10 protein-coding genes and 1 pseudogene are annotated in these 13,390 nt (G+C 60.9%); 4 read left to right on the top strand and 7 right to left on the bottom strand.

Annotated elements, in window-relative coordinates; genetic code table 11:
* Positions 1 to 65: 65 nt before the first annotated feature.
* Together ASC86_RS01345 and ASC86_RS01340 are read right to left on the bottom strand one after the other, a co-directional pair.
* Positions 66 to 506: a DoxX family protein gene (locus ASC86_RS01345; protein WP_056315110.1), complete on the bottom strand. Its 441-nt coding sequence runs from the start codon at positions 504 to 506 to the stop codon at positions 66 to 68.
* Positions 507 to 693: 187 nt separating this feature from the next.
* Positions 694 to 1,707 carry a zinc-binding alcohol dehydrogenase family protein gene (locus tag ASC86_RS01340; RefSeq protein ID WP_056315108.1) on the bottom strand — a complete coding sequence of 338 codons (1,014 nt, stop codon included), beginning with the start codon at positions 1,705 to 1,707 and terminating at the stop codon, positions 694 to 696.
* 100 nt (positions 1,708 to 1,807) lie between these two features.
* On the opposite strand from ASC86_RS01340, the pseudogene ASC86_RS01335 reads away from it, so the two are divergent.
* Together ASC86_RS01335 and ASC86_RS01330 are read left to right on the top strand one after the other, a co-directional pair.
* Positions 1,808 to 2,156 (top strand): annotated as a pseudogene (locus tag ASC86_RS01335) (helix-turn-helix domain-containing protein).
* 72 nt (positions 2,157 to 2,228) lie between these two features.
* A complete protein-coding gene (locus ASC86_RS01330; protein ID WP_056315106.1) occupies positions 2,229 to 3,134 on the top strand; it encodes a diacylglycerol kinase family protein in 906 nt (301 codons plus the stop codon).
* A 2-nt stretch (positions 3,135 to 3,136) separates the two neighbouring features.
* Here ASC86_RS01330 and ASC86_RS01325 read toward each other — a convergent pair whose 3' ends face one another.
* Positions 3,137 to 4,654 (bottom strand): glycosyltransferase family 39 protein, encoded by a 1,518-nt coding sequence (locus ASC86_RS01325; protein WP_056315104.1) that lies wholly within the window; start codon positions 4,652 to 4,654, stop codon positions 3,137 to 3,139.
* Positions 4,655 to 4,705: 51 nt separating this feature from the next.
* Positions 4,706 to 5,719, bottom strand: coding sequence for a glycosyltransferase family 2 protein (locus ASC86_RS01320; RefSeq protein ID WP_056315102.1), 1,014 nt, complete (start codon positions 5,717 to 5,719; stop codon positions 4,706 to 4,708).
* A gap of 93 nt (positions 5,720 to 5,812) precedes the next feature.
* Between ASC86_RS01320 and ASC86_RS01315 the strand changes: the two genes are divergently transcribed.
* Positions 5,813 to 6,781, top strand: a complete 969-nt coding sequence (locus ASC86_RS01315) for a lysylphosphatidylglycerol synthase domain-containing protein (RefSeq protein WP_056315100.1) — start codon at positions 5,813 to 5,815, stop codon at positions 6,779 to 6,781.
* 8 nt (positions 6,782 to 6,789) lie between these two features.
* On the opposite strand, the gene ASC86_RS01310 is transcribed toward ASC86_RS01315, so the two are convergent.
* Entirely contained in the window at positions 6,790 to 8,292 is a 1,503-nt protein-coding gene (locus ASC86_RS01310) for an AMP nucleosidase (protein WP_056315099.1), read from the bottom strand.
* A gap of 653 nt (positions 8,293 to 8,945) precedes the next feature.
* Between ASC86_RS01310 and ASC86_RS01305 the strand changes: the two genes are divergently transcribed.
* Entirely contained in the window at positions 8,946 to 9,992 is a 1,047-nt protein-coding gene (locus ASC86_RS01305; protein WP_056315096.1) for a porin, read from the top strand.
* 175 nt (positions 9,993 to 10,167) lie between these two features.
* On the opposite strand, the gene ASC86_RS01300 is transcribed toward ASC86_RS01305, so the two are convergent.
* Together ASC86_RS01300 and ASC86_RS01295 are read right to left on the bottom strand one after the other, a co-directional pair.
* Positions 10,168 to 11,004, bottom strand: a complete 837-nt coding sequence (locus ASC86_RS01300; protein WP_244477535.1) for an alpha/beta hydrolase — start codon at positions 11,002 to 11,004, stop codon at positions 10,168 to 10,170.
* A 211-nt stretch (positions 11,005 to 11,215) separates the two neighbouring features.
* Positions 11,216 to 13,291 carry a lytic transglycosylase domain-containing protein gene (locus ASC86_RS01295; RefSeq protein ID WP_056315093.1) on the bottom strand — a complete coding sequence of 692 codons (2,076 nt, stop codon included), beginning with the start codon at positions 13,289 to 13,291 and terminating at the stop codon, positions 11,216 to 11,218.
* Between the last annotated feature and the right edge of the window lie 99 nt (positions 13,292 to 13,390).

The following is a 13,390-nucleotide window of genomic DNA, read 5'->3' as shown; positions in this document are numbered from 1 at the left end:
AGCTCCCGCTCCGTCATGCTCGGGACAAGGCCGAGGATGACGAAGGAGTGTGAGGCGGATTCTTATCAGGAGCGGGCGAGGGCGGGCGCAGTCTTCGCTGTCGCCTTGGGCTCGGTCGCGGATTTCCACGTCACGACCATCAGGGCGCCGATGACCGTGATGTGCTCCATCACGAAATAGAATTCCAGCGTCTTGATCGGCTCGTCCATTAGCCAGAATGTATGGGCGATCGGGATCGTCAGCGCGGTGAAGACGGCAAGCGCGCCGGCGCCGAGCCAGGTCCAGCGATTGGCGATGACCAGCGCCGAGCCGCCAAGCTGGGTGACGATGACGGCGATGTTGAAGAGCGGCGCCGGCTCCAGCCCGAAATGCGCCATCTCGGCGACCCCGGCATTGAAATCGATGAGCTTGGCAAGGCCGCTGGCCCAGAAGATGTAGGTGAGCAGGGCGCGTGCGAAATAGCCGAAGGCGCTGCTGCCGGTAAAGGATTGAAGGAAAGAGGGCATGTCGTTTCTCCGCTGATGGGGGCCGCCCCGCAACCGGACCGGCGAGGAGAAAGCCGGGTCCGGTTACCGGGGCAACGCGGCCTCACCGTCCTGGGAGGATGGCGTTTCGGTGCGCCGCGTCGAAGCCATGTTTAGCGGGCGGAGGACGCCGTCCGAGTTCCCGCGGGAACATCGGCCTACGGCGGTCTCAGAAGCCCGCCAGCACCAGTTTGCCCTTGGTCTTGCCGGTTTCGATCAGCGCATGGGCCTTCTTCAGCGTCGTGGCGTTGATCGGGCCGAGCACGTCCGTCAGTGTCGATTTGATCTTGCCGGCATCGACGAGCCGGGAAACCTCGCTCAGGATGCGGTGCTGCTCTTCCATGTCGTCGGTCTTGAACAGGGAACGGGTGAACATCAACTCCCAGTGGGTCGAAACCGCCTTGCGCTTGAACGGCACGACATCCAGCGTTTTCGGATCGTCGATCAGCGCAAACCGCCCCTGCGGCGCGATCAGCTTGATGATGTCTTCCAGATGCCGCTCCGTGTTGGTGGTGGAAAACACGAATGCCGGAGCGCCGAGCGCCAACGCATCGATCTCCTGCGACAACGGCTTGGAATGATCGATGACATGATGGGCGCCGAGCTTGAAGGCCCAGTCGCGGGTTTCGGGGCGAGAGGCTGTGGCGATCACCGTCAGGTTCGTCAGCGCGCGGGCGAGCTGGATGGCGATGGAACCGACGCCGCCCGCACCGCCGATGATCAGGAGTGAGGCAGCCTTGCCGCGTGCCGGGTCCTCGACCTTCAACCGGTCGAACAAGGTTTCCCAAGCCGTCAGCGCCGTGAGCGGCAAGGCGGCAGCGGCGGCAAAATCCAGGCTCTCCGGCTTCGGCCCGACGATTCGCTCGTCAACCAGCTGGAATTCGGCATTCGAGCCGGGCCGGTCGATCGCGCCGGCATAGAAGACGGCATCGCCGGGCTTGAACAGTTTCACCTTCGGTCCCACGGCCTTGACGATGCCGGCGGCATCCCAGCCGAGCACCTTCAACTGGTCTGCTTCCGGCTTGGCGCTGGCGCGCACCTTGACGTCGACGGGATTGACCGAAACAGCCTTGATCTCGACGAGCAGGTCACGGCCCTCGGCAACGGGCTCGGGCAGTTCGACATCGAGAAGCGAGGTTTCGGCGGAAATGGGTTGCGGGTTCTTGTAGGCGACGGCACGCATCGGCGGCTCCTTTCGAATTGAACGGAGACTACATGCGGATTATGTATCTCAAGTGCAAGAATGCACATAAACTGTACGTAGTACACAAAAGGATACTGTAATGCCCCGCACCCGCCACGAAAATCTGGATTGTTCGCCGGGCTGTCCGGTGGAAGGCGTGCTGAGCCTGATCGACGGAAAGTGGAAGGGCGTGATCCTCTATCACCTGCTCGACGGCACCATGCGCTTCAACGAACTGCGCCGCCGCCTGCAGAATGTCACCCAGCGCATGCTCACCAAGCAGTTGCGCGAACTCGAAAGCGATGGCGCTCGTCGAGCGCACGGTCTTTGCCGTGGTGCCGCCGCGGGTGGATTACTGCCTGACGGCGCGCGGACGCAGCCTCGAACCGGTGATCATGGCGATGAAACGCTGGGGTGACGAAAACATCCCGATGAAGACTGCTGCCTGATATTTTTCGCTGGCCGCTGAAATCCGAAGTCGAGACCCCATATCCCGTGTTGCAGCAACGAGGGCATGCGACATGAAGATAAAGGCGGTTTTCAACCGCGACGGCGGCACCTTCCGGACGACCGACATGGATGCCTATGGCGCGAAGGTCGAAGAGGTCTTTCACGCCGCCGGCCATGAGATTGAAATCGCTGCCGTTTCCGGTGGCGAGATGAACGATGTCCTCGAGAAGGCCGCACGCCGCGACGACCTCGACGCGATCATCGCCGGCGGTGGGGACGGCACGATTTCGGCGGCCGCCGCCGTCGCTTGGAAAAACGGCATGCCGCTCGGCATCGTGCCAGCCGGCACGATGAACCTCTTTGCCCGCAGCCTGAAGCTGCCGCTCGACATCTGGAAGGTGCTCGACGTGCTGGCGAACGGGCGTATCATCGAAGCCGATATCGGCAGTGCCGATGGCCACGCCTTCGTCCATCAGTTTTCAACCGGACTTCATGCCCGTATGGTCCGCTTGCGCGATAGCTACAGCTTTGGCTCCCGCACTGGAAAGATCATGGCCAGCACCCGTGCCGCCCTCGGCGTTATCCTCAATCCGCCGGAATTCGAAGTGGAGATCCACATCGACGGCAAGGAGGAGCGGCGGCGAATTTCCGCCATTTCCGTCTCCAACAATCATTTCGGGCGCGATACGCTGATGTATGCCGACAGCGTCACCGGCGGCCATCTCGGCTTCTACACGGCGCCGCCGCTGAAGCCGGCGGGCGTCGCAAAGCTCGCCGTGGACATCCTGCGCGGCAAATTCCGCGACAGCGCCATCATCACCGAAACCAGCGGTCAGGCCGTCGATCTCCATTTTCCGAAATCGCAAGGCCGCAGCAACTGCGTCATCGACGGCGAGCTGAAGCCGCTCGGCCGCGATGTCGCCCTGCGCATTCATCCCGGTGAACTCAAGCTTCTGGTCGGGGCCGACGCCGCCTGACCTCAGCCGCTTGCCTTCGGATAAATCCAAGCGTAGCCGAATCGGTACTGATCGCTGCTGGAGCCGGGCACGATGGCGACGGTCGCATAGGGAATCGTGATCGTCTTCGCCTCGATCTCCTGCAGAAGAATGCCGAATCGCCTCTGCGCAGCAGCGGCGAGGTCTGCCGGCACCTGTGCATCCTCCTCCTCAAGCACCCGCCAGATCAGCAGGCCCGGCCGGCCGGTCGTCCAGCTGATTTCAGGCGTAAAACCGGAATGGGTGGCCGACTGAACGGGAACGGATTGCTGCTGGAAGCGCAGATTGCCGGCCAGATGATCGTCTTCGGCAATGATCAGCGAAGGCAGGGCCTGTGCAGTCAGCGTCGTCATCAACGCCGAAAAGGGCACGTTCAGCTTCTTGTAGACGCCGGTCAGCGGCGCCAACGCCACGCGCCCGTAAAGCGCGGCGGGAATGGCGATCATCACCACGAGCGCAATGGTGACCATGCCGCGAAAGGCGCGGTTCGCCTGCAGCCCGCCGGCTTCCGCCTTGAGGCAGAGATAGAGCGGCAGCGGCAGCAGGATCGGCGTCAGCCACCGGTCCTTGATATGCTCGGCTCCCCCGAACACGATCATCAGCACGATAGCCGCTAGACAAAAAAGCACGGTACGCTCGATCAGCCGCGTCCAGACGGTGCCGGCCTTCAGCGCCGCCGTCATGCGCTTACCGAACAAAGCAAGGAAGATCGCCGTCGTGACCGCCGAAAATCCGAGCACCGCGAGAATGAGCGAGGCCCCGCCATCGGCAATCTGCGCAAAGCCGCTGCCGATCTCGTCTTCCCCCAGCTTGTCGAGCGTGCTCTCGGTCGCGCTTTCCAGATGGTCGAGAACCCAGAGCGCATGCGGCAGGATTACCACTGCCGCAACAACGATCGTCAGCACGAGTCGCCGGTCGAAGACATGGCGGCGAAGCGCGGGATCGCTGACCATCGCCACGAGCGCGCCGACCGGCACCAGCACGAAATTATATTTGCTGATCACGCCAAGCCCGATCGCAAGCCCCGTCAGTGCATAGCGAATCGCTGTCGGACGCTGGATGGTGCAGACCAGCGCATAGAAAAAAAGGCTCGTCGAGAAAATGACGGCGACCGTATGGGCAAGATCGCGCTGCGCCTCGAACGATATCTGCGGAATGGTGATCAGCCCGAGCACGGCGACGACGGCAAGCCGCTTGTCGGAAAGCAGCCGGAAGGCCGTCAGCCCATAAAACAGGTAGCTGAGAAACAGCATCAGGTTTTTGGCGATGCTCAAGGTCACGACCGAAGTGCCGAACAGCGCGAAGAAAACCTGCTGGAACCAGTTGTAGAACGGCGGCTGCGGCCCATAGCCGAATGCCAGCCATTGCGACAGAAAAACCTGCTCGGCTTCATCGAGTTCAAGCGAATGCGGCAGAAGCAGCCGCACGATCACATTCAGCAGAAAATAGCCGCCGATCAGCAGAAACACCGCCATCGGCCGCCGCGCAAGCTGCGTCATCATCGTTCATATCCCCCGCGAATCCGCCGCCCCGTGATGCCGTCCGCGCTGAAACTAGGCATCCGTGCTGCGCTCGAAGGTCTTGCGGATGATGTAGGGCGGGGTGTCGTTCTCACCGGAATAGAGGCGCGCCATCATTTCCGCGAGAATGCCGGTGGTGATCAGTTGCACGGACGACAGGAACATCATGACCCCGACGATCAGCATCGGTCTTCCCCCGATGTCGTTGCCGAAAAGGAACTTGCTGACGGCGAGATAGAACAGGATCAACACGCTGATCGCCCCGGCCGCGAGGCCCATGGAGCCGAAGAAATGCCCCGGCCGCGCCTTGTAGCGCATGAAAAACAGCACCGACAGCAGATCGAGAATCACCCGGAAGGTGCGCGAGATGCCATATTTCGAGGTACCGTGCTGGCGGGCATGGTGGGTGACCGGCATTTCGCCGATGCGGCTGCTTGGCACGACGCCCGCCACCCAGGCGGGGATGAACCGGTGCATTTCGCCCATCAGCTTGACCTGCTTGATGATCGAGGCCTGATAGACCTTCAGGCTGCAGCCGTAATCGTGCAGCTTGACGCTGGTGATCTTGCCGATCAGGTAATTGGCGCACCAGGAGGGAATTTTTCGCAGCAGCAGCCCGTCCTGCCGGTTCTTGCGCCAGCCGACCAGCAGGTCGAGTTCGCGCTCCTCGATGGCCTTGACCATCGCGGGGATGTCCTTGGGATCGTTCTGCAAGTCGCCGTCCAGCGTCGCGATCAGTCGCCCGACGGCGGTGTCGATACCGGCCTGCATGGCGGCCGTCTGGCCGAAATTGCGCTGCAGTTCGACGATTTTCAGGCGAAGGGCAGGATCACCGAGCGCCTTGCGGGCATTGAGAAGCGTCGCATCGGTGCTGCCGTCATCGATGAGGATCAGCTCCCAGCTCTTGTCGAAATGTTCGAGCGCTTCGCGGATGCGCGTAATCAGCGGACCGACGCTTTCTTCCTCGTTATAGATCGGCACGACCACGGAAAGCTCGACGCTTTCGGTCTCGATGGCCGGTGTATCGTTCTGCAGCAGGTGATCCAAACTTCCAAACCTCCGTGAGGGCGACGGTTCTCCGACCCGCATTCTCATGATAACAGGCGTACCCGTAACATCCGGTGGGGATATCGCAATTATATGAATGCAGAGACGGACATCAACGGCGGCGGCTGGTTCGTTCGACACCGGATGACAATCATTTCGCTTGCGGCTGTATTCGCTTATGCCGTTTTCGTCGAGTGGATATGGGGCTGGCCGGCACTTTTCCGCCAGTGGGCGGCTATCGGCGCCGCGCCCGTGGTCTCGGCGCTCGCGCTGCTGGTCGCGACGTATTTCATCCGCTGCTACCGGATATACGATTATTTTCCCGGTGAAACGCACGGCCATTTCCTGCGCCTCTTGCGGGTGACGCAGGTTCACAACCTTCTGAACATCATGCTTCCTTTCCGGGCGGGCGAGACCAGCTTTCCGATCCTGATGCGCTCAGAATTCGCGGTCCCCTTGACGCGCAGCGCCTCGGCGCTGCTTCTGATGCGGTTGCTTGATCTGCATGCTCTGTTCGCTGCAGCCGGCGTCGGGATCGTCATCGAACGGGCGAACCATCCGGTCGATTGGCTGCTGTGGGCGGCGTTCCTCGCGTCCCCGCTGCTGCTGTTCCTTCTGAAAGGCCACTTTCTGGCGATGATCGGGAAGCGGCTGCCCACCCGCCTTGAGGGACTTCTGCACGAGATCGAATCGGGCCTGCCGGCAAGTGCCATCGCCTTTATTCGGGCTTGGCTGATGACCGTGCTCAACTGGTCGACAAAGGTCGCCGTGCTCGCCTGGGTCCTGTTCGCGATTGGCGTAACACCGCTCGGCGCCTGTTTCGGCGGTGCGTTGGGCGGAGAACTCTCTTCCGTCCTGCCAGTCCACGCACCAGGCGGCGTCGGCACATATCCGGCGGGGATCACTGCCGGTGCCATCTCCTTCGGAGCCGCAACAGACAAAAGCGCACTGGAGCTGCTCGGCAGCGCCAGCGTCAATGCGCATCTGATGATCATCGTCTCGGCGGTGGCCGGCACGCTCCTGTCGCTCGTGCTTTCTCCTCGGCGACGCCCTTCGACGTGAGAGCGGCCTTACTGGAAGGCCGTCTCGAAAAAGCTGCGCAGCTTGCGCGAATGCAGCGTCTCGACCGGCATCGCGGCCAGCTTCTGCAGGGCGAGAATGCCGATCTGCAAATGCTGGCTGACTTGCGTCTTGTAAAACGCCGTCGCCATGCCCGGCAGCTTCAGTTCGCCGTGGAGCGGCTTGTCGGAAACACAGAGCAAGGTTCCATAGGGTACGCGGAAGCGGAACCCGTTCGCGGCGATCGTCGCTGATTCCATGTCGAGTGCGATGGCGCGCGATTGCGACAAACGCTTCACCGGCCCGCGCTGATCACGCAGTTCCCAGTTTCGGTTGTCGATGGTCGCGACGGTGCCGGTGCGCATGATTCGCTTGAGATCGTAGCCCTCGTAGCCCGTGACCTCGGCAACTGCATCCTGCAGCGCCACCTGAACTTCCGCGAGCGCGGGAATCGGCACCCAGACGGGCAGATCGTCATCGAGAACGTGATCTTCCCGCACATAGGCGTGGGCCAATACATAGTCACCAAGCATCTGGCTGTTGCGCAGGCCGGCGCAGTGGCCGAGCATCAGCCAGGCATGCGGGCGCAAAACCGCGACATGATCGGTGATCGTCTTGGCATTCGAGGGGCCGACGCCGATATTGATCACGGTGATGCCGCCGTGCCCCTTCTTTTTCAGGTGATAGGCCGGCATCTGCGGCAGGCGGGCGAGCGCCAGATCCTGCTCCGGCTTGTCCGAACCGGCATGGGTAATGATATTGCCCGGCTCGACGAAGGCCGTATAGCCGTTGCCACCCTCCGCCATCAGCTTGCGGGCCCAGCCGCAGAACTCGTCGATATAGAATTGGTAGTTCGTGAACAGCACGAAGTTCTGGAAATGCGTGGCGCTAGTTGCGGTATAGTGGCTGAGACGGGCAAGCGAATAATCGATGCGCTGCGCCGTGAAAGGTCCAAGCGGCGAGGGCTCGCCGGGGCCAGGCTCATACGAACCATTGGCGATCTCGTCATCCGTCGTCGTCAGATCCGGTGCATCGAACAGGTCGCGCAACGGAATATCGATGTTTTCCGCCAGCGAAGCCTCGACATAGGCGCCTTCCCCGAAAGCAAAGTGCAGCGGGATCGGTGTAGATGATTCTGAAATCGTCACGCCGATTCCATGGTTGCGGATCAGGAGCCCGAGCTGCTCCTTGAGATAATGCCGGAAAAGCTTCGGCCGCGTGACCGTCGTCGTATAGACCCCCGGTGCACTGACATAGCCATAGGAAAGCCGCGAATCGACCCGGCTGAAGCTGCTGGTCTCGATGCTGACCTGCGGATAGCAGGCCCGGTAGCGCGCCGTGGCCCGGCCGGTTCGGCCAAGTTCGGTGAAGGCATCGACCAGAAAGGCGGTGTTGCGGTCGTAAAGCGCCGTCAGCGCATCGACCGCGGCGGCGGCATCGTCGAAGGTTTGCGGCTCGAAGGCGTCAGGCGTTGCGAGGGGGAGGGCGGACGGAGAATGGATTCGCGTGTTCATGCGCCATTATAGAGCGGGCTTCCTGACAAGCAAACGACAAGATAGTGCGCCGCGTGGTGTCGCATCGCGTCACCGCGGGAAGGCACGGCGTATCGCCGGTTCGCATCGACTTTTACAGGACGCGTGAACGGCGGCCATACGGTGCCATATATATAAGGTGGTCGCCGCGCCGACCGCACCTCGTCAGTTCGAACTGTGATTCCCGCGAATCTCCCCCGCGTTCCAACGGGCGATTCTGCGATTCCCGGTCGCCGGGCATGCTGTCCCATCGTTCAAGGATGTGATTGGCGAGGTCGGGAATCGCCTTGGAGGACCTGCTTTTGCCGTGTTTCTGCCTCGTTCCGGGACGGAAAATGATCTCCGAGCTATCGCTAACCCCTAGTGGATAAAGGATTTTCTTAATACCTTGTTAAGAACTTGCCCTGGCATGAGGCGATTTTGTGTCGTTTCAGCAACAGGCCCATGGGAAGGGGGGGGTAAACGGGGTGAACAGGCAAGATGGTGATTGCACCAGCGGCGCGGTCTTGTATTTTCAACTTCGGAAGCGAGGGCGGTTGATCGTCCGACTTTCTGAATGTTGGGGATGGGGCAGGGAACGCTGTCCTTCAGCAAAATACCCAGACCCGTTTGAAACTTTTGACTGGAGGTCAGAAATGAACATCAAGAGCCTTCTTCTCGGCTCCGCTGCGGCTCTCGCAGCAGTATCCGGCGCACACGCTGCAGACGCTATCGTCGCTGCCGAGCCGGAGCCCATGGAATACGTTCGCGTTTGCGACGCTTTCGGCACCGGCTACTTCTACATCCCGGGCACCGAAACCTGCCTGAGCATCAGCGGTTACGTTCGTACCCAGATCGAGTACAACGACTCGCGTGCAGATGACGACGATTGGGGTACCTACACCCGCGCATACCTGACGTTTGCTGCCAAGAACGACACCGAGTTCGGCACCCTCTCCAGCTACATCAACCTTCAGGCTGACAGCGGTCACACCTGGGATGTTGGTAGCGGTGGCGACGTAATCCTCGACGGCGCTTGGATCGAAATCGCTGGCTTCAAGATCGGTTACTTCTACAACTGGTGGGACGACTTCGGTCTCGCAGGCGAAACCGACGAAACCGGTGGCAACCTCTTCAACTCCATCCAGTACACCTATGACGCTGGTTCGTTCCAGGTTGGTGCTTCGGTTGAAGATCTCGATGCAGACGTTGGTTCGGTTTACTCGGCAGATCAGGGCTTCGGTCACAACGATGACGTTGGTATCTCGGGCCTCGTCCGTGGCACCTTCGGTGGCGTTGACGCTCTCTTGATCGCTTCCTACGACTTCGACGTTGAAGAAGCTGCTTTCAAGGCTCGTCTGACGGCTGCAGTTGGCCCGGGCACCTTCGGCATCGCTGGCATTTACGCCACGGACCCGAACGCTTACTGGTCTGACTCTGAGTGGTCGGTCGTTGCTTCGTATGAACTCAAGGCAACCGACAAGTTCACCATCACCCCGGCTGCTCAGTACTTCGGTAGCCTCCGTGACGGCACGAACGGCTTCGGCGATGACGATGCTTGGAAGGTTGGTCTGACGGCTGGTTACCAGATCACCGACGGTCTGCGTACCCTCGCTACGATCAACTACAAGAAGATCGACACCGACGCTGACATCGACGACGACTCCATCTCTGGTTTCGTCCGCCTGCAGCGCGACTTCTAATCTGACCTGACATTCGTCAGTGAAGGGAAAACCCGGCCGAAAGGCCGGGTTTTTTGCATTTGAAGGCAGAGTACGTGAGGTGCGGTTCGATTCGATTCGCGCATGACAATGGGCTCGATGGTTCAGCACCGTTCGTAGGTCACGCATATATCGTGCTTTGAATGTTGCGCCGCTTTCAGCCGCGCATTTCCAGAAAACCTTCGATCGCTTCTCGCGCCCCCTCCACATGGAGAATGGGAGCGTGACCTTGGCCGGTCACCGAAAACAGCGCGGCATTCGGATGACGGTTTATCATCTCTTGTGCGGTCTCACTGGAGAGGATTGTCGAGTTTTTTCCACGGATGACCAGCAGCGGAAACGGTTTCAATCCTTCGAAAAGCGGCCAGATATCCGCCACAGGCGTATCCATTGTCAGCGCTTTCAACGGATCTACAAGAGCCGGATCGTAATCCGCAACGATATGATCGCCGTGCTGGCGATAGAGCGCGTGCGCCATCTCGTCCCAATCTTCCTGCGTGAGGGCGGGAAATGCAGGGCCATGCACCGCCTTCAGGGAAGATGAGACGTCGCCCCATGTGGAAAACTGCTTGGGATTTGCGAGATAGTCGCGGATATGAAGCAGCCCGGCAAGCTCGATGACGGGGCCGATGTCGTTGAGGACGACGCGGTTTAGAAGCGTCGGATGGCTTGCCGCCAGCAAATGCAGGACAAGTCCGCCGCGGGAGGTGCCGATGAAATCGGCCTTGCCGATCGCGAGCTTGGCGCAGAGATGTACGAGATCGGCTGCTTCGACGGCGAGTTGGTAACGGCTGCTGTCGGGATCGCGCTCCGAGAGGCCGCGGCCGCGGTAATCGACTGCTATCACTCGGCGAGGGACAGGGGTGGATGATGATAGGTGAACCGCAAGCGGATGAAAATCGCGACTGTTGCGGCTGAGCCCCGCGAGGCAGACGACCGGCGGTGCGTTCGCGGTGGCCGGATTGTCGCTGCCATAGTCCCGTGCATAAAGCATCAATCCGTCATTCGCTGGAATGAAATGCTCAATGAAGGTGGGGTTCAAGCTGCTGCTCCGCGTCGATAGAGAGATTGGTCTGTACATCCGAAATTGCGACAAGCGGGCAAGTTGCGGAGAAACCGGCTCATGAAGCAGAAGAGGATATGGTTTAGCGGGCGAGGTCAAGCCGTTGGCGAAGCGCAGCCCGGAAAGCGGGGCAATCCACCCCTCAGCCGTTCCGCCCCATTCTCAAATCGTTGACGATATCGGCCTTCTGCCCCAGGCGGGTTTTGTAAACTTGGTAATTTTCCATGACGCGCTGGACGTATCCCCTTGTTTCGGCAAAAGGAATGCGCTCGATCCAGTCGACCACTTCATCGATAGGCTTGCCGCGCGGGTCGCCATAGCGGTTCAGCCATTCGGGAATGCGCCGAGGTCCGGCATTGTAGGCGATGAAGGTGAGGATATAGGAGCCGCCGAAACTGTCGATCTGCTCGCCGAGATAGTGGGCGCCGAGCGTCGCATTGTAGCCCGCATCGGTGGTCAGGCGATCCTTCGAATAAGCAAGGCCATGACGGCCGGCAACGCCCTTTGCCGTACCGGGCAGGATTTGCAGCAGGCCGCGCGCATTCGCGGGCGAGATGGCCGCGGGGTTGAAGGCGCTTTCCTGCCGGGCGATGGCGTAGGCCAGCGCCTTGCCGGAACCGGCAATATTGGCGCCCACCGGAATGACGCCGAGCGGAAAGGCAAGTGCTGCCACATCCATGCCCCGGCCAAACGCCAGTTTGCCGATCTGCAGGGAAAGCTGGTGCCCACGGGTCTTTTCGGCTTGGGTAGCAAGGATCGCCAGTTCGCCAGGGCTGGTGAGGTCTTCGGCAAGCGCGCGATAAAGCTTGTCGGCACGCCAGCCATGGCCTGCGGCTTCCAGCCGCGCAATGGCCTGCACCGCCTCGCGATTTTCAAACGTCGCGCGATCCGCTGCGGTGGGAGAGGGATAGGTGACGTTCAGCGAGGTCCCGCCTAGGCGCGCGGCGGCGAGCTGCCCGTAGAAAGTACCGGAGAATTTGGCGGCCTTGGTAAAATACTCGGTCGCCGATCCCGCAGCGCCCGCTTCGGCGGCCCGGCCCAGCCAGTAGTTGGCGCGCGAAACCGAGATCGGTCGGTTTGAAGCGGCGAGAATCTTGCGGAAATGGCTCGCCGCCGTCTCGGCGTCGTTCAGGCCGCGCAGCGCATACCAGCCGGCGTGAAATTCAGCATCGACGATATCGCTGGCATCGCGCGCCGAATGATTTGCCGCTACGCGGTAGGCGCCCTTGAAATCGCCCTTGTCGAGCAGCCCCCGGCTGACGATCCGTTCCTCGATCCACCATTCGCTGGGATTGACGAGTGCTGCCGCTTCATTCGGCGCACTCAACAGCAATTGCGCGGCCTCTTCATATTTCTCCTGTTTGCGCAGCAGTTCGACACGGATGAAGAGATAGGCCGGGCTCTTCGCCCAGGACGAATCGACCGCGGCGACCAGCGCCGGGGCATTGGCGGCATTGCGGGCAACGGCAATCCACGCACGATAAAGCGATTGCGCCTTGCCGAGATCGCTAAAGCGCGCGGCTTGATCCAGCTTTCCGCGATAGAGCAGCATTTCCATGCGCTGGCGATGATCCGCTGTCGTCAGCAGGGTCGGAAATTCCGCAAGAATCTTGTCTTCAATGTCCTTGTCCAGCCGCTCCGCGCTCCAGAGCCCACGCAATAACGTGGCCGCCGCCGCCGTGTTGCCGCTCTCAATGTCGGCGCGTGCCAAGGCCACGGTGCCTTCGGGCGTTTCCGGCTGGCTACTGCCAAAAGCGACCAGCACATCGGCGGCCGGCGGATTTTCGCGCGCCAGCGCCCGCTCGGAATTGGCGCGCAGCGCCCCGAGCCCCGGCCAGCCCTTCAGTTCCTGCTGGGCCTGCGCAATCTCATAGGACGGCACGCCCTTCTGGTTGGAGAGCGCGATCGCCCAGGTGAGAATATGACGGTCGAGGGAGCCCTTCGCCATGCCGTCGCGAATAGCAATCGCATCGGCAGCCTTTTTGTTTGAAAGCGCATCGAGCCCATCCTTCAGCGGCGAACTGACGGGGATATTGGCCGTTGCGGCCGCAATCGAGCTGGTAATGTCGGTGCGGGCGGGTGCGAAATCTGTTTTGGTGGAGGTATCCGGGCGCGCCTTCGGCAACGGCGGGTTGCCGTCGAAGGCGGACGCGGAACCCGTGAAAAGTATGAGCGAAGTGCAAAGCAAAGAAACCGTCAGCCGGTTATAAGCGCGCATGAAGAGCCCCGTGATGCCCCGCGATCTATTCTCATTTGGCGACCCAATTCTTAATGAAAGGTTACCCATAAACCTCCAATTCGACAAATATCCCCGGAT

The sequence above is a fragment of the Rhizobium sp. Root1212 genome, assembly GCF_001424985.1.
GTDB lineage: Bacteria > Pseudomonadota > Alphaproteobacteria > Rhizobiales > Rhizobiaceae > Pararhizobium.
This window is presented reverse-complemented; position numbering and strand designations above follow the sequence as displayed.

What these genes read in the sequence shown, in the direction of transcription:
- ASC86_RS01345 (WP_056315110.1), bottom strand. Translation starts at nt 506, where the DNA reads ATGCCCTCTTTCCTTCAATCCTTTACCGGCAGCAGCGCCTTCGGCTAT.
- ASC86_RS01340 (WP_056315108.1), bottom strand. Translation starts at nt 1,707, where the DNA reads ATGCGTGCCGTCGCCTACAAGAACCCGCAACCCATTTCCGCCGAAACC.
- ASC86_RS01330 (WP_056315106.1), top strand. Translation starts at nt 2,229, where the DNA reads ATGAAGATAAAGGCGGTTTTCAACCGCGACGGCGGCACCTTCCGGACG.
- ASC86_RS01325 (WP_056315104.1), bottom strand. Translation starts at nt 4,654, where the DNA reads ATGATGACGCAGCTTGCGCGGCGGCCGATGGCGGTGTTTCTGCTGATC.
- ASC86_RS01315 (WP_056315100.1), top strand. Translation starts at nt 5,813, where the DNA reads ATGAATGCAGAGACGGACATCAACGGCGGCGGCTGGTTCGTTCGACAC.
- ASC86_RS01310 (WP_056315099.1), bottom strand. Translation starts at nt 8,292, where the DNA reads ATGAACACGCGAATCCATTCTCCGTCCGCCCTCCCCCTCGCAACGCCT.
- ASC86_RS01305 (WP_056315096.1), top strand. Translation starts at nt 8,946, where the DNA reads ATGAACATCAAGAGCCTTCTTCTCGGCTCCGCTGCGGCTCTCGCAGCA.
- ASC86_RS01300 (WP_244477535.1), bottom strand. Translation starts at nt 11,004, where the DNA reads ATGCTTTATGCACGGGACTATGGCAGCGACAATCCGGCCACCGCGAAC.
- ASC86_RS01295 (WP_056315093.1), bottom strand. Translation starts at nt 13,291, where the DNA reads ATGCGCGCTTATAACCGGCTGACGGTTTCTTTGCTTTGCACTTCGCTC.